Origin of the sequence: Bacillus cereus group sp. MG20 (assembly GCF_040459885.1) — a bacterium.
GTDB lineage: Bacteria > Bacillota > Bacilli > Bacillales > Bacillaceae_G > Bacillus_A > Bacillus_A cereus.
Genome location: NZ_JARVHF010000001.1, coordinates 5067198 through 5088588 on the forward strand (window position 1 = coordinate 5067198; position 21391 = coordinate 5088588).

Here is a 21391-nt window from a genome sequence, read left to right on the forward strand (position 1 = left end):
AATGGGAGACGTTATTGATATATATGGTTTATCACCTTTGCAAAAAGGAATACTGTTTCATACTTTATACGATCAAGATGATGAACATTCTTTTTCCTATATTGTACAAGTAGGTTTCTTGCTCGGGGGGCAATTGGATGTTGCTACTTTTGAAAAAGCTTGGGAATATGTTATTCAACGACATGAGGTTCTGCGCTCAGTATTTGTTTGGGAAGAAGTAGAAAAACCTCTACAAGCAGTTTACGAACGTCTTCCTTTTACTATTCATCAAGAGGATTGGAGTACCTATTCGCATGAGGAGAAGGAGAAGAAATTACAACAGTTTTTGACTGCAGATCGTAGGAAAGGATTTTTATTGGATGAAGCACCATTGATGAGAGTCACTGCGATTAAAGAAGCAAAAGAGGAAACGAGAATTATCTGGACACATCATCATATTTTGCTAGATGGATGGAGTGTGTCATTGGTCTTTAGTGAAGTGATGGAAGTTTATCTCAAGATGATAAAGGGAGAATTGTTGAATCTTCCTAAATCTCTTCCTTATAAAAAATATATTCAATGGATAAATAAACAAGATCAAAGTCAAGCAGAGGAATTTTGGAAAGAAGAATTAAAAGGGTTCTATGCACCCACTCCATTAGCAATGGAAAGAAAGGATCAAGGACAAGAGAAGGGTTATGGAGAGTTTGCTTATCAAGTATCTGAGGAACTTACTGAGAGTTTACAAAAGTGGGTACGAAATAGTCGATTAACGTTGAATACGTTAGTACAAGGTGCATGGGCTTATTTGCTGAGTAGGTATAGCGGTGACAGTGACGTCGTATTTGGCGTAACTAGCGCTGGACGTCCTACTGATTTAATAGGAGCAGAGAATATGGTGGGGCTATTTATTAACACATTACCTACCAGAATTCGATTAACGGATAATGCATCAGTAGTAGATTGGCTTCGTAAAATACAAATGAAAGAAATGGAACGAAGACAGTATGAGTATAATTCGTTGATAGATATTCAAGGCTGGAGTGAGGTTCCGCGAAATTGCTCCTTATTTCATACCTTGTATGTGTTTGAAAATTATCCAATTCAAGGTGAGAGAAATGATGATTTAAGATTACTAGATGTTAAAAGCACGGAACAAACAAATTATCCTTTAACACTCATTGTAATGCCTGGTAAGAAAATTACTTTAAAGTTGATGTATGATCGAAGCTATTTTAATGAAGAAACAATAAATCTGATTCAGAATCACTTATTGCAAATATTAATTCAGATGACGAAGAGCCTAGATTCAAAACTATTTGAAATTACTCATTTAACAGAAGAAGAACAAATACAGTTACTAGAGGAATGGAATCATACTCAAGTTAATTATTCGGCTGAAGACATGATTCATACGATGTTTGAGGAGCAAGTAAAAAAAACACCGGAAGCAATCGCGGCTAGTTACGAAAATGAACAAATTACCTATAAAGAGTTGGAGAAGCGTGCAAATCAGTTAGCTCATTATTTACAAAAGCATGGTGTAGGCCCAGAGTCTCTAGTTGGGGTATATATGGAACGTTCATTACAAATGATGATAGCGTTATTAGGTATTCTAAAATCAGGAGCAGCGTATGTTCCACTTGACCCTACTTATCCAGAGAGTCGACTTCGATATATATTAGAGGATGCTGGAATCGAAGTACTAGTGACGGAAGAGAATTCTAAAAATTTGTTTGTATCTGAAAATATAGAAACGATTTGTATGAATAAAGATTACACTGCAATTGAAAAAGAAGAAACAACCCCATGTATAAGTGGTGTAACAGGAGAAAATTTAGCGTATGTTATGTATACTTCAGGATCTACAGGGAATCCAAAGGGAGTAATGATTGAGCATCATTCAGTAATTAATTATCTAGAATGGATGCAACATAAATATCCGCTTTCTGAAAAAGATGTGGTCTTGCAGAAAACGCCATTCTCATTTGATGTCTCTGTTTGGGAATTGTTTTGGGGCATTCATGTTGGTGCAAGTGTATCTTTCCTACCTCCAGGTGGAGAAAAAGATCCTTCTATTATAGCTGAAGTGATTAAACAACATCAGGTTACTATAGTTCAATTTGTACCTTCGATGTTATCTGTTTTCTTAGATTACTTCAATCATATTGAATTGAACATGAATTGTTCGTCCGTACGCCATGTATTTTCTGGTGGAGAAGAACTAAGTTCAGGGTTAGTTAGACGTTTTCAACAGAAATGGGATTATAGTGGACAAGTGAAATTAACCAACTTTTATGGGCCAACTGAAGCCACTATTTATGTCAATGCATTTGATATTCAGCCTAATCAAGAATTTGTTTCTATTGGGCAGCCAATACAGAACACGCAATTATATGTATTAGACCAAAATCAACGCTTGCAATCAATAGGAATTGAGGGTGAGTTATATATTGGTGGTGCTGGTTTAGCACGTGGATACTTAAATCGTCCGAATCTTACTGCTGAAAAATTCGTTTCGCACCCATTTCGATTGGGGGAACGACTATATCGAACAGGAGATTCAGTAAGATATCTAACTGATGGAAATATAGAATTTATAGGTAGAATGGATCATCAAGTCAAAATGCGTGGTTTTAGGATTGAATTAGGTGAAATTGAAGCCACTTTAGAAAAATGTTCGTTTATTAAAGAGGCTGTCGTATTAGTTAGAGAAGATCGTCCAGATGATCAACGATTGGTTGCATATGTAATAAGCGATGGAAATACCCAAGAGTGGAGAGAGTATTTACAAAACCAATTACCGAATCATATGATTCCAGCGCACTTTATAGAGTTAGAACACTTCCCGCTTACTCCGAATGGGAAAATTGACCGAAAGGCCTTGCCAGCACCTGATGAGCAAGCTATTGAAGATTTAAATGCGCTACCTCGGACGCCATCGGAAGAGCTTATTGCCTCGGTTTGGAGTCAAGTGTTAGGAACAGAAAATATTGGTATTCAAGATTCCTTCTTTGAACGTGGTGGGCACTCACTACTTGCTACTCAAATCGTCTCTAGATTGCAAGAACTGTTCCAAATTAAAATTCCATTACGTGAACTTTTCAAGCACGATACAGTGGAAGCATTGGCGAAACGAGTAGATCAGTTACGAAAAGAAGATAAAAAACGAGAGGTTGCCCCTCTTGTACCTATGAAACGAGAAGAAGTTATCCCACTTTCCTATGCGCAGAAACGTCTATGGTTTATTGATCAATTAATGCCAAATAGTGCTATGTACAATATTCATGCAGCGTGTCGCTTAACAGGTAAATGGTCAATTGAAGCATTGGAGGTCGGATGGAATCAATTGTTGGAGCGTCATGAATCATTAAGGACGACAATTCTAGAACAAGAGGGTGAACCTTTTCAACAGGTTCAATCTCATGTGTTCAGACATATTCCTCAAACGAATCTAACAGATCTTTCTTTGGAAGATAGGGAAAGAGAAATGAAACGCCTTATTCAAAACGAGGCGGAGGAACCATTTCATTTTGGACAAGATCCTCTGATTCGAACACGAATATTGAAAGTGGACAGGGAAGAATGGGTTCTCATTTGTACGATGCATCATATTATTTCAGATGGATGGTCAATGGGAATCTTACTTGAAGAATGGATGGCTTTTTATGAAGGAGCACTAACCGGAAAACCAGTGGAATTGAAGGAGTTATCTATCCAATATGCAGATTTTGTCATGTGGCAGAAGGAATGGCAAAAAGAGGAGAATTTGAATCAGCACCTTCAATATTGGAAGGAAGAATTATCTGGGGAACTACCGGTTTTACAATTACCGATGGATCGTCCTCGACCTGCAGTTCAAACCCATCGTGGTGCAAGTCAGTCCTTAATAGTGGCGAATTCCCTACAGGAAAAGCTCAAAGATTTAAGTTTGCAAGAAGGATGCACTTTATTTATGACATTGATGGCAGCGTATCAAAGCTTCCTTTCTCGTTATACAGGACAGGACGACATTATAGTTGGAAGCCCAATCGCTAATCGAAATGTGAAAGAGATTGAGGGATTAATAGGATTCTTTGCAAACACGTTGGTTTATCGAGCTGATTTCAGTGGGAATCCGACGTTCCAAGAACTATTGTCGCAGGTAAGAAAAAAAGCGCTAAAAGCATACGAGTATCAGGACATCCCATTTGAGAAAGTGGTAGAATTCGTAAAACCTGAACGGAATACAAGTCATTCACCAATATTCCAAACTATGTTTACTTTACAGAATAAGAAACAAGAATTTCTTCAGCTATCTAAAAGACAAATGGAACTCATGGAAAGCCATGCTTCTGTTGCCAAATTTGATTTGAGTTTATTTGCTTCTGAGACGGAAGAAGGATTATCACTAACCTTTGAATATAATACTGATTTGTTTAATGATACAACCATTGAACGTATGGCAAGTCATTTTAAACATTGGTTAAATCAAATTGTCTCTCATCCAAAATGTGTATTATCAGAACTGAATATGTTATCGAAAGTAGAATATAAGCAACTACTAGAGGGATGGAATAAATCGCGTTTTATAGATATGGAAGAAAGTACGATTCATACAATGTTTGAAGAACAGGTGAAAAAAACACCAGAAGCAATTGCAGTAGTGTGCGAAGATGAAGAACTAACATATCGAGAGTTGGACGAACGCTCGAATCAGTTGGCACATTATTTACAAAAAAATGGTGTAACATGCGAATCATTAGTTGGGATTTGCGTTACACGTTCATCTGAGATGATTGTCGGTCTCTTAGGAATTATGAAGGCGGGAGGAGCATATGTCCCAATTGATCCAGCGTATCCGGAAAGTCGACTGCAGTACATTTTAGAAGATGCTCAAATAAAGGTACTGGTGACACAGGAAAAGTTACAACAAAAAATGGTTATACCTAAATTCGTCAACGTGATTTGTATTGATCGTAATCGAGCAGAAATAGAACAAGAAGTAACTACAGTATGTACGAGTGAAGTGACGGGCGATAACTTAGCCTATATTATCTATACTTCAGGTTCCACTGGAAATCCAAAGGGAGTAATGATTGAGCACAGGAATACAGTAACAATGATTCATTGGGCGCATCACACGTATTCTCGAAAGGAATTAGCGGGAGTGTTAGCTTCAACTTCGCTATCTTTTGATTTATCTGTTTTTGAAGTGTTTGTTCCCTTAACGATGGGTGGTAAGGTGATTGTCACTGAAAATGCTCTACATCTAGAGAAGTTGTCTACCAAAGGTGTGACTTTGGTTAATACTGTACCATCGGCAGCGAAGGAACTGGTTCGAGCAAAAACAATCCCTTCTTCGGTAAAGGTGATGAATTTGGCTGGAGAACCATTGCCATATTCGCTTGTTCAAGATTTATACGAGAGAAGTACGATCGAAAAGGTGTACAACCTATATGGACCGTCCGAAGATACTACGTATTCCACGTATATGGAATTAGAAAAGTGTGACATGCATAGGGTACCACAAATTGGTAAACCAATATTCAATACAGAAGTATATGTACTGAGTGCCGAACAAAAAATGGTTCCAATTGGTGTAGTTGGTGAGCTATACATTGGTGGATCAGGGTTAGCGCGTGGATATTTAAACCGCCCTGACTTAACGCAAGATCGTTTTATACCGCATCCGTTTAAAGAAGGAGAGCGAGTATACCGGACTGGAGATCTAGTAAGGTATTTACCAGATGGAAATTTGGAGTATGTTGGACGAATTGATCATCAAGTGAAAATTCGTGGGTTCCGGATTGAACTAGGAGAAATTGAAGCGACATTACAAAGGCATACACTAGTTAACGAAGTTATTGTGATGGTGCGGGAAGATTATCCTGGCGATCCGCGTTTGATCGCCTATGTTGTAGGAGACGGGGATGCTCAAAAGTGGCGTGATTATCTCAAGGATCAACTACCAAATTATATGATTCCAGCCTATTTTGTTGGATTAAATGCATTTCCACTCACTCCTAATGGGAAAATTGATAGGAAGGCCTTACCAGCGCCAGAGAGACAGGAGATAGCAAGTGGTTATATTGCTCCTCGTACGTCTACGGAAAAAACAATCGTTTCGATATGGCATGAAGTTTTAGGTATGGAAAACATCGGAATTCAAGATTCGTTTTTTGAAATTGGTGGCCATTCACTACTCGCTACGCAAGCTGTTTCCAATCTTAAAGAGGCTTTTGAAATCGAGATACCATTGCATGATTTATTTATGTTTCATACGGTGCAGCAATTGGCAGAACAGATTGATCAATTGCTCTATAACAAAAATCAAGAAATGCAGAATGATATTAAGGAGAATGTAAGTCTTCAAGACTATATTCAAAAAGAAGCAGCAGTCAGTAATGATGAAGAATTACTAGAACTGCTTAAGCAATTAGAAGAGCTATCAGAGGAAGAAGCACATGGGATATTCGAGAGTAATTTGATTGAGGAAGGGGTAAAAAAATGAGAAGTGATTTACTTGCAAAGCTGAGTTCACTTTCTCCTGAGAAGAGAGCATGGCTTCAGAAGCAAATGCAAAAAAAGGAGAATAAAGAAGCACTCCCGTTGTCTTATGCGCAACAACGTTTGTGGTTTATGGACAGATTTAACCCAAACAGTTCTTTATATAATATTCCAACAGTATGGCATCTAAAAGGAAATTGGATACCTGAAGCATTAGAGAAGGGATTCAATCGACTCATTGAACGTCATGAATCATTACGAACTGTTTTTAAAGAAGTAGGAGAACAGCCTGTACAACAAATTCTCGAATTTCTTCCTAGAGCATTACCTGTAAGGGATTACTCTCGACTTCCTCTAAAAGTAAAAGAAAAAGAGGTAGATAGTTTAATTGCGAGAGAAGCGCAAGAACCATTTGATTTAATGAATGGTCCTTTAATTCGTAATCAGCTTGTTCAATTAGAGAAGGATGAATGGTTATTACTGTGTACGATGCATCATATTATTTCTGATGCTTGGTCCATTGATATATTCATGAATGAATTACTTGCTTTCTATGAAGAAGAAATGGGTGGAAATCCTGCTAAATTAAGTTCATTATCCATTCAATATGCAGACTTTGCGAAGTGGCAAAAGGAGTGGTTGCAAGGTGATGTGCTAAATCGTCAGCTTACGTATTGGCAGGAAGAATTGTCTGGGGAGCTTCCTATCTTACAACTGCCAGTGGATCGACCTCGGCCGGTTAAGCAGACTTACTCTGGGGCTACGCATCATGTGATTTTTCCTTATAAATTGCTCAGTCAATTGAAGGATATAAGTCGACAAGAAGGATCTACTTTATTTATGACTTTAATGGCCGCATACCAGAGCTTTCTTGCTCGTTATACGGGACAAAAAGATATTCTAGTTGGTAGCCCGATTGCAAATCGGAACCATAAGGGAGTAGAAGGATTAATTGGTTTCTTTGTTAATACGTTGGTTTATCGATCAGATTTGAGTGGCACCCCTACTTTTCGGGAGATTTTGAACCAAACAAAGAAAAAGGCGTTAAAAGCATACGAATATCAAGATATCCCATTTGAAAAAGTGGTAGAAGCTGTGCAACCTGAACGAAGCATGAGTCATTCCCCTATATTTCAGACCATGTTTACGCTACAGAATATAAAACAAGAACGACTAGATTTGCCTGATAGAAGTATTGAAATGGTAGAAAGTAATATGTCTATTGCTAAATTTGATTTGAGCTTAACTGCCTATGAAGTGGAAGAAGGTCTATTCGTCTCATTTGAATACAACACGGATTTATTTGATAGTAGTACCATTGCGCGTATGGCAGTACATTTTGAGAACTGGCTAAATGAAATCACGTATCATCCAGATGAATCATATACAAAGCTGTCAATGTTATCGGATACTGAGCAAAAACAACTCCTAGAAGAATGGAATGATACGGACGTAGTTTATAGTCATGATTGTGTGATTCATGAGCTATTTGAGCAGCAAGTTGCACGGACACCTGATGCAGTGGCGGTAGTTTATGAGGGTGGAAAGCTAACGTATCAAGAACTGAATGAAAAATCGAATCAATTGGCACATTTTCTACAAAAACGAGGTATCGGACCTGAATCATTGGTTGGTATATGTATTGAACGTTCTCCTGATATGATTATTGGTCTCTTTGGGATTTTGAAGGCAGGTGGGGCTTATGTCCCACTGGACCCAAGTTATCCCGAAAACCGCCTAAGATATATTTTGGAGAATTCACAAATTCAAGTGCTGTTAACAAAAGAAACACTACAGGACTGGTTACCTAAAGATATTCAAGCAATTTGTTTAGACCGGGATCAAGTGATGATTTCTAAAGAGAGTAATTTAGCTCCGGTAAGTGGAGTAACAGCAAATAACTTAGCCTATATCATATACACTTCGGGTTCGACAGGAAATCCAAAGGGGGTAATGATTGAACATCATTCCGTTATCAATCGCCTACAGTGGATGCAGAAAAAATATCCATTGTCCGAGGAGGATACAATCCTACAAAAGACACCGTTTTCGTTCGATGTTTCTGTCTGGGAATTATTTTGGTGGTCATTTGTAGGAGCACGTGTTTGTTTACTTCCACCAGGAGGAGAGAAAGATCCTGCGGTGATTGAGGAGTATATTGAACGATACCGTGTATCCACCATGCACTTTGTTCCGTCGATGTTATCTACTTTCTTAGATTATATGGAACTATATAATTCGAAAAGGGATGTCTCGTCTTTAATTCAAGTTTTTACTAGTGGAGAAGCGTTAAACACTGAGCAGGTTCGCCGGTTTAAGGGGATCTTTTACAATGCTCAGCAAACAAAGTTAATTAACTTGTATGGTCCTACTGAAGCAACTGTGGATGTGACTTATTACGATTGTGATTTAGAAAAAGAACCAATGCTTATTCCGATTGGTCGTCCGATTAATAATACAGAGTTGTATGTGTTAGATCAATATCAACAAGTGGTCCCGATTGGTGTGGCAGGGGAACTTTACCTTGGAGGAGTAGGATTAGCACGTGGCTACTTCAATCGACCGGATTTAACTACTGAACGTTTTATTCCGCATCCCTTTAAGGACGGGGAACGATTATATCGAACGGGTGACTTGGTGAGATATATGAATGATCGTAACTTAGAATATATTGGAAGAATAGATAACCAAGTTAAAATTAGAGGATTCCGAATTGAATTGGGAGAAATTGAAGCAGCTTTACATGATCACTCATCTGTAAAAGAGGCAGTCGTGTTGGTGAAGGAAGATCGACCAGGAGATAAGCAGTTAATAGCTTATGTAGTGGGTGAAGGCGATACTGGGGAGTGGCGTGAATATCTCAAGAAGCAACTGCCACATTATATGGTTCCGGCATACTTTTTCAAAATTGAAGGTATGCCACTCACTCCAAATGGTAAGGTGAATCGGAAAGCCTTACTGGAATTAGAAGAACAGTTCATAAGTGAAGATATTACTTCATCACGAACACCAGTGGAGGAGCTTATCGTTTCCGTTTGGAGCCAAGTGTTAGGAATAAAAAATATTAATGTTCAGGATTCCTTTTTTGAAATCGGTGGTCATTCACTACTAGCTACTCAAGTAGTTTCACGTTTACAGGGAATTTTTCAAATCGAATTACCAGTACGTGAACTATTTGAATATACAACGGTGGAGTCACTGGCAAAGCGACTAGATCAGTTACGTAAAGGAGATAAAAAACGAGAGATTCCGCCGCTAATACCAATGAAACGAGGAGAAGCTATCCCACTATCTTATGCCCAACAACGCTTATGGTTCATTGATCAATTTACACCTAATAGTGCCCTTTACAATATGCCAATGGTATGCCGCCTTACAGGGAATTGGCTACTTGAAGCATTGGAAACGGGATGGAATCAACTAATAGAACGTCATGAATCACTGCGGACGGTCTTTCACGAAGTGAACGGTCAACCCGTACAGCAAATTGAACCGTATGCTTTTCAATCAATTCCGAAAACGGATTTAACTATGCTTTCTTCTGAAGATCAAGAAGAAGAAGTTAAACGTTTAATTCAACAAGAAACAGAAGTGCCATTTGATTTAACAGAAGGTCCATTAATCAGGACAAGTATTTTGCATGTGGGAGAGGAAGAATGGATACTCCTTTGTACTCTACATCATATCATTTCAGATGGATGGTCAATGGGAATCCTACTTGAAGAATGGATGGCATTTTATGAGAAAGCAACGGATGGAAAGGTAGCGGAACTTGAACCATTACCGGTTCAATATGCTGACTTTGCTCAGTGGCAAAAAGGATGGCTAAAGGAGGAGGTGCTTGATCAACAACTCCAATATTGGAGGGAAGAATTGTCTGGGGAGCTTCCTGTACTCCAACTTCCTATGGATCGCCCGCGCCCCGCAATACAAACTCATCACGGGTCGACATACACTCTGGTTCTGCCAGGCACGCTACATGATAAATTGAATGAACTTAGTCGAAAAGAAGGGGCTACACTCTTCATGACGCTTTTAGCTGCATATCAAAGTTTTCTATCTCGTTATACGGGACAAGAAGATATCCTGGTCGGAAGCCCAATTGCGAATCGGAATTATAGAGAAATTGAAGGACTAATTGGTTTCTTCGTTAACACGCTGGTTTATCGAGCTAATTTAAGTGGTAGACCGACATTTCAAGATGTACTATATCAGGTTCGTCAAAAGGCATTGAAGGCGTATGAATATCAAGATATTCCATTTGAAAAAATTGTAGAAGTTGTGCAACCGGAACGAAGTACAAGTCATTCGCCAATCTTCCAGACTATGTTCATCTTGCAAAATATGAAACAAGAGTTTCCGATGTTATCTAGTAGAAGTATTGAAATGATAGAAAGCCATAGTCCAATTGCAAAGTTTGATTTAAGTGTAATGGCAACTGAGACGGAAGAGGGATTACTTTTTACTTTTGAGTACAATAAGGATTTATTCAATGCTACTACTATTGAACGGATGGCAGGACACTTTGAGAAATGGCTACATGAAGTTTCTCATCGCCCACAAAATCCGTTGCATGACCTGAGCATGCTATCAGAACCCGAACGTACTTTGTTATTAGAAACATGGAATGACACTGTAATGGAAATGTCTCATCAGGGTCTTATTTGCGACAGATTTGAGGAGCAAGTAGCAAGGCGTCCGGATGCGATTGCGGTAGTTGATCAAACAAAACAGTGGACTTATGGTGAACTGGATACACAAGCAAATCAGTTGGCAAATGTTTTACGGCGAAAGGGAGTAGCCCCAGAGTCAGTGGTAGGAGTTTATCTTCCGAGGTCAGCTGAGCTAATGGCAAGTTTACTAGGCATTTTAAAAGCTGGTGGAGCTTATGTTGTTTTAGATCCGTTATATCCAAAATCAAGGTTAGAATACATGATTGAAGATGCAGGAATTCAATTTGTAGTGACGGCGGAAGGACAAGAAGGACATTTCGCACACATCGAAATGGTGAGGTTAGAAGAACTAACAGTGGAAAGCGTAATCGCACCTACACGTCAAATAAATCCAGAGAACTTAGCCTATATTGTTTATACCTCTGGTTCTACAGGAAAACCGAAGGGGGTCATGGTTGAAAATCGCTCATTAATGAATATGGTTTCTTGGCATCAAGAAGTTTATCATATTTCAGCAGAGGATCGTGCGACTCAGATTGCAGGGGTTGCTTTTGATTCGGCTGTCCAGGAGATTTGGCCGTATCTAACTGCTGGCGCAGCACTCTACTTGTCAACAGAGGAACTGAGAATTAATCCAGAAGCGCTAAGGGACTGGCTCATCGATTCACAAATAACAGTTAGTTTTGCACCTACGCCTATTCTGGAAAGACTATTGAAATTATCTTGGCCAGATAAAACGGAGCTTCGTTTTATCATTACTGGTGGGGATCAATTAACGCAGTATCCATCTAACGATATTCCTTTTGCGGTAATTAATCAGTATGGTCCATCGGAAAATACCGTTGTTACCACAGATTGTTACGTACCTGTAGGAGTGACAACAGGTACGCCATCGATTGGTCGACCGATTGCGAATACAGAAGTTTATGTGTTAGATTCTCATCTTCAGCTAGTACCAATTGGTGTAATTGGAGATCTCTATATTGGAGGGAAGAGCCTTGCACGTGGATATGCTAATCGTCCGGATCTTACAAAGGAAAAATTTATTCCACATCCTTTCAAGTCAGGAGAACGTCTCTATTATACAGGAGACAAAGCAAGTTATCTTTCTGATGGTAATCTCCAGTTCCATGGACGTATAGATGACCAAGTGAAAATTCGTGGTTTCCGGATTGAATTGGGAGAAATAGAAGCTGTTTTGCAGGCGCATTCTTCTGTGAAAGAAGCTGTTGTATTGGCGCGAGAGGATAATCAAGGTGATAAGAGATTAGTAGCTTATGTAGTTGGTGAAGGAAGTGTCCATGAATGGCGAGAACATCTACAAACACATTTACCTAATTACATGGTTCCAACAAACTTTATTGAGATGGAATTTTTACCACTTACACCGAATGGAAAGCTTGATTTGAAGGCATTGCCTATACTTAGTGAACAATCCGCTGAAAATACTGTATACCCAAGAACTCCGCTGGAAGAACTTATTGCTTCAGTATGGAGTCAAGTGCTAGGAATAAGAGACATTGATGTTCAGGATTCTTTCTTTGAGCTTGGTGGTCACTCTCTACTTGCTACACAAGTGGTCTCACGCTTACAGGAAGTCTTTCAAATCAAATTGCCAGTACGTGAACTGTTCGAATATTCAACGGTCGAGGCATTATCGAAACGAATAGATCAGTTACGTAAGGGGAGCGAAAAACGAGAAATTCCACCATTGATGCCGATGGAACGAGGGGGAAATATTCCACTGTCTTATGCCCAACAGCGCTTATGGTTTATTGATCAATTTGCACCTAATAGTGCACTTTATAATATGCCAATGGCATGCCGTCTTACAGGGAATTGGTTACCTGAGGCATTGGAGTTGGGATGGAATCAGTTGATAGAGCGTCATGAATCTTTGCGGACTGTATTTTATGAAGAGGATGGCCATCCTATGCAGCGGATTCAACCGTCCGTTTTCCGTCCGCTTCTGCAAATGGACTTAACTAAGCTTTCATTAGAGGAGCGAGAAAGAAAGTTGGAGCAATGGATTCAAACTGAAGTCGAATCTCCATTTGATTTAGAAAAAGGGCCATTGTTCCGTGGGAAACTCATAAGAATTTCAGAAGAAGAATGGGTTCTTCTATGTAATATGCATCATATTATCTCAGATGGATGGTCGATGGAAATCTTGCTTCAAGAATGGATGGCATTTTATGAGAATGCGATTGGTGAAAAACAAGCAGAGCTGGAACCACTACCAGTTCAATATGCCGATTTTGCTCAGTGGCAAAGAGAATGGTTGAAAGATGAAGTACTATATCAACAACTTGCGTATTGGCAGGAAGAATTATCCGGTGAGTTACCAGTCTTAATGTTGCCAATGGATCGTCCGCGTCCGCCAGTGCAAACCCACCATGGATTAACTCATAATGTTTTGTTATCGCGCTCATTACTGGATAAATTAAACGAACTAAGTCGTCAAGAAGGGGCCACACTTTTCATGACCTTATTGGCATCGTATCAAAGTTTCCTTGCTCGTTATACGGGACAAACGGATATTATTGTTGGCAGCCCAATTGCAAATCGAAATTATCGAGAAATTGAAGGGCTGATTGGTTTCTTTGTCAATACATTGGTTTATCGAGCTGATTTAAGTAATGCACCGGCATTTCAAGAGTTGTTGTCTCAAGTGAGGATAAAAGCATTGAAGGCGTATGAGTATCAAGATGTTCCGTTTGAGAAAATTGTAGAGGTTATCCAACCTGAACGAAATACAAGCCATTCTCCGATTTTCCAAACCATGTTTACTTTGCAAAATACGGGACAGAAGCTACCAGAACTACATGGAAGAAATATAGAAGTAATGGAAAGTAATGCTCCTATCGCTAAGTTTGATTTAAGTTTAACTGCTGCAGAAGTGGAAGAGGGTTTATTACTTACTTTTGTTTATAGAACTGATTTATTTGACAGCTTAACTATTGAATCCATGGCTGAACATTTTGGGAACTGGTTGAATGTAATCGTGGAGAATCCTGATAAATCATTAGCTAAGTTGCCTATATTGTCAGGATTACAGCAAAAACAGTTGGAGGAGTGGAATAATGATGCTGTAGCATATCCACAGGAAAGTACGATTCATCAGCTGTTTAAAGAGCAAGTAAATCGTACACCTGATGCGGTAGCAGTGGTAGATGAAAAACAGAAGTTAACGTATCGAGAGCTGAATGAAAAAGCTAATCAATTGGCCCACTATCTTCAGCAATGCGGAATTGGGAATGAATCATTGGTTGGACTTTGCTTTGAGCGTTCAGTTGAGATGATTGTTAGTATTATGGGGATTTGGAAGGCTGGAGCAGCCTATGTTCCATTAGACCCATCATATCCAGAAAGTCGTCTACGATATATTTTGGAGGACACTGGAATTCAAGTATTAGTTACGAACGAGTCATTGGAAGACTGGATACCTAAAGAAATCAAGATAGTTTGTCTAGATAGGGATCAAGCAATGATTTCACAAGAAAGCATTCTTTCACCAAAATGTGAAGTAACAGGAGAAAACTTAGCGTATGTTATCTATACTTCAGGATCAACGGGTAATCCAAAGGGTGTCTTGATACAGCATCATTCTGTACTAAACTTGTCGCATGGTTTACAAAAAGAGGTTTTCGAACATGAGATACCATCTAACATGCATGTCGGTTTAAATGCGTCAATTGCCTTTGATGCATCTATCCAGCAATTACAAATGCTGCTTTATGGTTCAAGTTTGTATATTATTCCGAATGAAGTACGAAGTGATCCGGAGCAGTTTGTAGCCTATATTAGGGAGAACAAGTTAGAAATCTTTGATATAACACCTTCATTGCTTCAATTACTTATAGATGCCGGATTGTTAGAAACGTGCGATGGCGTTCATGTTCCAAGTAAGGTACTGGTTGGTGGTGAAGCAATTATGCCGTCATTATGGGAACAGCTAGTAGAGACTGATAAAATACAGTTTTATAATATATATGGTCCTACAGAATGTACGGTTGATGCAACATGCTATCATATCGAAAAAGATAGTAAGAGAGTAACAATTGGGCGTCCATTGCCTAACGTCCAAACTTATGTATTAGATAGTAATAGGTTGCCAGTTCCAGTTGGTGTGATGGGGGAACTTTATATCGGAGGAGCAGGTCTAGCAAAGGGGTACTTGAATCGTCCAGAGTTAACATCCGAACAATTTATTTCTCATCCATTCAAAGAAGGCGAGAGGTTATATAGAACAGGCGATCTTGTGAGATATCTTCCTGATGGTAATATAGACTACTTAGGAAGAATGGATAATCAAGTGAAGATTAGAGGATTTCGAATCGAACTTGGGGAGATTGAGTCGACTTTACAAGAGCATGACTTGGTAAAAGAGGTAGTTGTAATAGTTAGGGAAAATCAGTCGGGAGATAAGAGGTTAGTAGCTTATGTAGTGGGCGAAGGTAGTGTAGAAGAATGGCGAGAGTATCTTAAAACAAAACTGCCAATCCATATGATACCTTCTTACTTTGTCGAAATGAAAGAATTACCGCTAACCATAAATGGAAAGGTTGATCGGAAATCGTTACCTATACCAGATTATCAAGGAATACAAGAAGGCTACGCGGCCCCAAGAAATGAACGTGAACATAAGCTTTCTATCATTTGGGAACGTGTGCTAGGTTCAAAACGTATTGGTATTTATGATAACTTTTTTGAAATTGGTGGAGATTCAATTCTTAGCATTCAGATTGTCTCTCGCGCAAAGCAAGCTGGTTTACAGTTGACACCAAAACAACTATTTGAACACCAAACAATTGCTGAGTTAGCGCAAGTAGTCAAAGAAGAACAAGGTGTACAAGCTGAACAAGGAATTATAACTGGAGAGACGATACTTACACCTATTCAGCAAAGGTTTTTTGCACAAAATCATCCTAATCCACATCATTGGAATCAATCCATGTTCTTTAGAACGAAAGAAAAATTGGACATAGGATCATTGGAAAAGGCAGCGCGTAACCTTCTACTTCATCATGATGCCCTGCGTTTAAGATATGAACGTTTACCTAATGGGACTTGGGAACAGTGGAATGAAGGAATTGAAGAACAATTGATGCTGACTGTCATTTCATTAGACGAAGTGCCGGAAGCGGATTGGCATGAAGTTATTCAAAAAGAGATTAATGTTGCACAAGAAAGATTGAATTTACATGATGGTCCTTTAATGAGAATGGTGTATTTTGATGAAGGTGAGGAGACTGGTCGATTATTTTGGACAATTCATCACTTAGCCGTGGATGGTGTTTCTTGGCGAATTTTATTGGAAGATTTGCAAACAGCATATACGCAAGCGGTCCAAGGGCAAAAAATTCAATTACCTATGAAGAGTACATCTTTTAAAGAATGGTCGGAGAAATTACAACATTACGCTCAAACTGGAATATCAAAAGAAGTGCTACATTACTGGGAGCAGCAGGTTGAACAAGACGTAGTTATACTACCAGTAGATGGTACTATAAGTAATCCAGTAAGCGCAGTAACTGAGGAAATTACTGTGGTGTTAAACGAGAATGAGACCCGTATGTTATTGCAAGAGACTTTAAGCACTCACCGTGTCCAAATCAATGAAGTATTATTAGCAGCATTGGTACAAGCTACAGCAGCATGTACGGGGCAGCCGATATTAAGCGTAGATTTAGAGGGACATGGTCGAGAAGAGATTATTGAAGATGTTGATTTATCGAGAACCGTGGGATGGTTTACAAGTATTTACCCAGTTCATTTAAATATTACTAATGCTAATACGCCAATTGCAGCATTAAAAGCAGTTAAAGAACAAGTTCGCAAAATTCCTAATAAGGGTGTTGATTATGGGGTGTTGCGTTACATGAACACAACAATGTGTGAGCCATTAAGCTCCCAATATACACCGTCTATTAGTTTTAACTATCTTGGACAATTTGACCAAATGTTTTCTAGCGATGCAATGTTTATTCCAGAGAACGAATTTAAGCGTTTAGATCATGCTGCCGGTTCCAAGCGATCGCATGTAATTGATGTAATTGGGGTTGTAACGGATGGAAAACTTCAGTTCACTTGGGTATACAATGTTGGACAATTTGCCAAATCAACGATTCAAAGTATTGCACAGAATATGCTATATCAACTGAGTAGATTGATTCAATCTTCAGATAGAGAATCTGCACTGACCATTTCGGATTTTGCAATGGCTAATATTAGCCAAGAAGGTTTGACAAATGTACTAAATAAAATGCATCGTGGAAAGAAAAATCAGATTACTGATTTATATCCACTATCACCTTTGCAAGAAGGTATGATTTTCCACACATTGCATGATCAAGGGGATGAACATGTTGCACCGTATATAGTGCAATTGAGTTTTATGATTCAAGGGGAAATGGATATTCCTACTTTTGAGCAGGCGTGGAAATCTGTAATTCAGCGGCATGAAATTTTTCGTACAGCATTTGTATGGGACGAAATTGAAGAACCTGTACAAGTGGTGTATGAAAATATCCCATTTAAAGTGAACAAAGAAGACTGGAGTACAATGACAAGTGAAGAGATAGAAGAAAAAAGAAAAGTCTTTTTGGAATTAGATCGAAAACAAGCCTTCCAATTTGATGAAGCACCATTGATGCGGGTAACGGTCATTCAAGAAGGTGAGGAAGAATATCGGGTTGTTTGGACACATCACCATATTTTACTGGATGGATGGAGTTTACCATTGGTCTTTAATGAATTACTTACAGTCTATCAGAAGAGAATGAATGGAGAAGCTGTAAAGTTACCTAAATCCTCACCATATAAGAAATATATCCAATGGCTCAGAGAACAAGATAAGGAGCAGGCGGAACAATTCTGGAGAGAGAAGCTAAAAGGTTTTACTGCACCAACTTTACTGGGCTTAGAAAATAAAGAGGAAGAAAAAGGTTACACAGAGAAGGTTACGTATTTATCAGAAGAACAGACTCAAGAGTTACAAGGATGGGCGAAACGAAATAAACTTACTTTGAGTACAGTAATTCAAGGTGCATGGGCATATCTCATGAGCCGATATAGTGGAGAAAATGACATTGTCTTTGGTGTAACAAGCTCAGGGCGTTCTACGGAGATTATTGGTGTTGAAAACATCGTAGGTCCTTTCATTACAACGTCACCGACGCGAATTCAATTGATGGATGATATAAAAGTAATAGATTGGTTGCAGAAGTTACAAGAGGAAGAGATAGAAAGAAGACAATATGAGTATGCTTCTTTGACAGAGATTCAGGGGTGGAGTGAGGTTCCTAGAGGTACACCACTGTTCAATTGTTTATATGTGTTTGAAAATTATCCAGTGAAAGAAGAATCTTCAGAAAATCTGGAAATTGGTGAATTGAAAGGGGTAGAACAAACCCACTATCCATTAGGATTGGCTGTAGTTCCAGGAATTCAGTTATCGTTAAAGTTAATGTATGACCGTAGTAAGTTTAATAGAGTAACCATTGAACGAATGCTGGGTCATTTACACAAAGTGTTAATGCAAATGCTCAAAAACATTGATCAAAATCTATCGGAGCTAGTATATATTACGGAGGCTGAACAAAGAAAGCTATTGGAAGAATGGAATAATAATGCTATATCCTATCCACGTGAGAATGTAATTCATCAACTATTCGAAGAGCAAGTAAATCGTACACCTGACGCGGTGGCAGTGGTAGATGAAAAACAGCAACTAACGTATCGAGAGCTGAATGAAAGAGCTAATCAATTAGCCCATCATTTACAGAAATGTGGAATTGGGACAGAGTCATTAGTTGGCCTCTGCTTTGATCGATCAGTTGAGATGATTGTTGGTCTCATGGGAATTTGGAAGGCTGGAGCAGCCTATGTTCCATTGGATCCATCGAATCCGGAAAGCCGCCTGCAATATATTTTACAAGACACGGGAATTAAAGTGTTAGTTACAAATGAGGTATTACTAGGATGGATACCTAAAGACATCAAGACAGTTTGCCTAGATAGGGACCAAGCAATGCTTTCTCAAGAAAGCAAACTTTCACCAATATGTGAGGTAACAGGGGAAAACTTAGCGTATGTTATCTATACTTCTGGTTCGACAGGGAATCCAAAGGGGGCTTTAGTACAGCACCATTCTGTAATAAACCTATCCTATGGTTTACAAAAAGAAGTTTTCTCACATGACATACCTAGTAATATGCGCGTCGGTTTGAATGCGTCAATTGCCTTTGATGTATCTATTCAGCAATTACAAATGTTGCTTTATGGTTCAAGTTTATATATTATCCCAAGTGAAGTTCGCACTAATCCGGAACAATTTGTGTCCTATATTAGGGAGAATAAATTGGAAATGTTTGATATGACACCTTCATTACTTCAATTACTTATAGATGGAGGGTTGCTAGAAATAAGTGCTGATGTTCATGTACCAAGTAAGATATTAGTCGGTGGTGAAGCAATCATGCCGTCATTATGGGAACAGCTAGTAGAGACCGAAAAAATTGATTTTTATAACGTATACGGTCCTACAGAATGTACGGTTGATGCAACGTGTTATCATATTCAAACAGATAGTAAGAGAGTTACGATTGGACGTCCGTTGCCGAACGTTCAAACTTATGTATTGGATAAAAATTTGCTACCTGTTCCAGTTGGTGTAACAGGTGAGCTATATATCGGTGGTGCAGGTATAGCGAGAGGATACTTGAATCGTCCAGAATTAACAGCAGAGCGATTTATCCGTCATCCATTTAATGAAGAAGAGCGTTTATATCGTACGGGAGATTTGGTTCGTTATTTACCTGATGGTAATTTAGATTACTTGAGAAGAATTGATAATCAAGTGAAAATTAGGGGCTTTCGTATTGAACTTGAAGAGATTGAAGCGAATCTAGAGGGGCATCCATTGGTAAAAGAAGCAGTAGTTTTGGTAACAGAGGATAAATTAGGAGAGCAGAGATTGGTTGCTTATGTAGTTGGAGATGGAAGTATGCATGATTGGCGTGAATATCTCAAGAGACAAGTACCGAATTATATGGTTCCTGCACACTTTATTAAGGTAGACGAGATGCCTCTTACAACGAATGGAAAAGTTGATCGAAAGGCATTGAACAATTTAACTATTCAAAGAGAAAATAACTTCTCTACACCAATCATTCCAAGGGATGAAATTGAATATCAGTTGATTAAAATCTGGCAGGATGTGTTACAGATAGAAGATGTCTATGTAAATGATGATTTCTTTAATAGAGGGGGACACTCTCTCCTTGTAATTAAACTAGTTTCAAAAATTAGGGAGAAGTTTGGAAAAGAGATTAAGGTGTCTACATTGGTTAAGAATCCAACAGTGGAAGGAATCGCATGCCTTATTCGTGATAAGTATGATATGACGAAATCAGTATCAGCGCTGGTTCCACTGCAAGAATCAGAAAAAAGACCGTTCTTCTGCATTCATCCGTTTATGGGGAATGTATTCTGTTACATTCAACTAGCAAGATTACTTAAGAACCATTGTTCATTTTATGGTTTACAGAATCCTCTTATAGAAAAGAAAGAAATTGACGAGTTGACCTTGCCGGAAGTAATTCAATTTTACATCGAAGAAATAAAAAGTGTTCAGCCAGAAGGTCCATATCGTCTTGGAGGATGGTCTTTGGGCGGTGCAATTGCTTATAAAGTCGCAACTGTACTAAGGAGTCAAGGTGAGGAAGTTGAGTTGTTGGTACTAATGGATACAAAAGTACCATCAGAGCAGGATTATAAAACAAGAGAAGAAATGCTCTCATATATATATGAGCATTTCATTCCTAGAGATTTTACTGAGCAGGAAGAAGGCCTCATCCATAAACAAGATATGCTTGTGGAGCGATTAATTATGGAAGGAGTACTCCCGCCAGATGCAGATCTTATGAATTTAAAGCAAGTTATCAATGCTCATAGGAAATGCCTGAACTTAATGGCAGAGAATGATTTGATACCATACTCTGGAGAAGTTCTCTACTTTAGTGCTGAGGAAGGAAAAGAGTTGTTTACAGATTGGGGACCTTTATTAAAAGGTAGAGTAAATAGGTATTCAGTCCCTGGATCACATGAGGAAATAGTAGATTCACCTGCAGTTGAAAAAATAGCTATGTATCTACTAAATGAATTTGAAGGAATAAAAGAGAAGTCCATTTTATTAACGGAAAAGTAGAGAGTATAAAAGATGCAAAGCAATGAACGAAAAGGGGAGA

Annotated in this window: 2 protein-coding genes; both read left to right on the forward strand. The window is 38.7% G+C overall.

Annotated elements, in window-relative coordinates; all coding sequences use genetic code 11:
- The first annotated feature begins 1 nt into the window (after window position 1).
- Window positions 2-6472, forward strand: coding sequence for a non-ribosomal peptide synthetase (locus QCI81_RS26050; RefSeq protein ID WP_071729969.1), 6471 nt, complete (start codon window positions 2-4; stop codon window positions 6470-6472).
- Window positions 6469-21351, forward strand: coding sequence for a non-ribosomal peptide synthetase (locus QCI81_RS26055; protein WP_071729971.1), 14883 nt, complete (start codon window positions 6469-6471; stop codon window positions 21349-21351). The genes QCI81_RS26050 and QCI81_RS26055 overlap by 4 nt, the downstream gene beginning before the upstream one ends.
- Window positions 21352-21391: the final 40 nt, after the last annotated feature.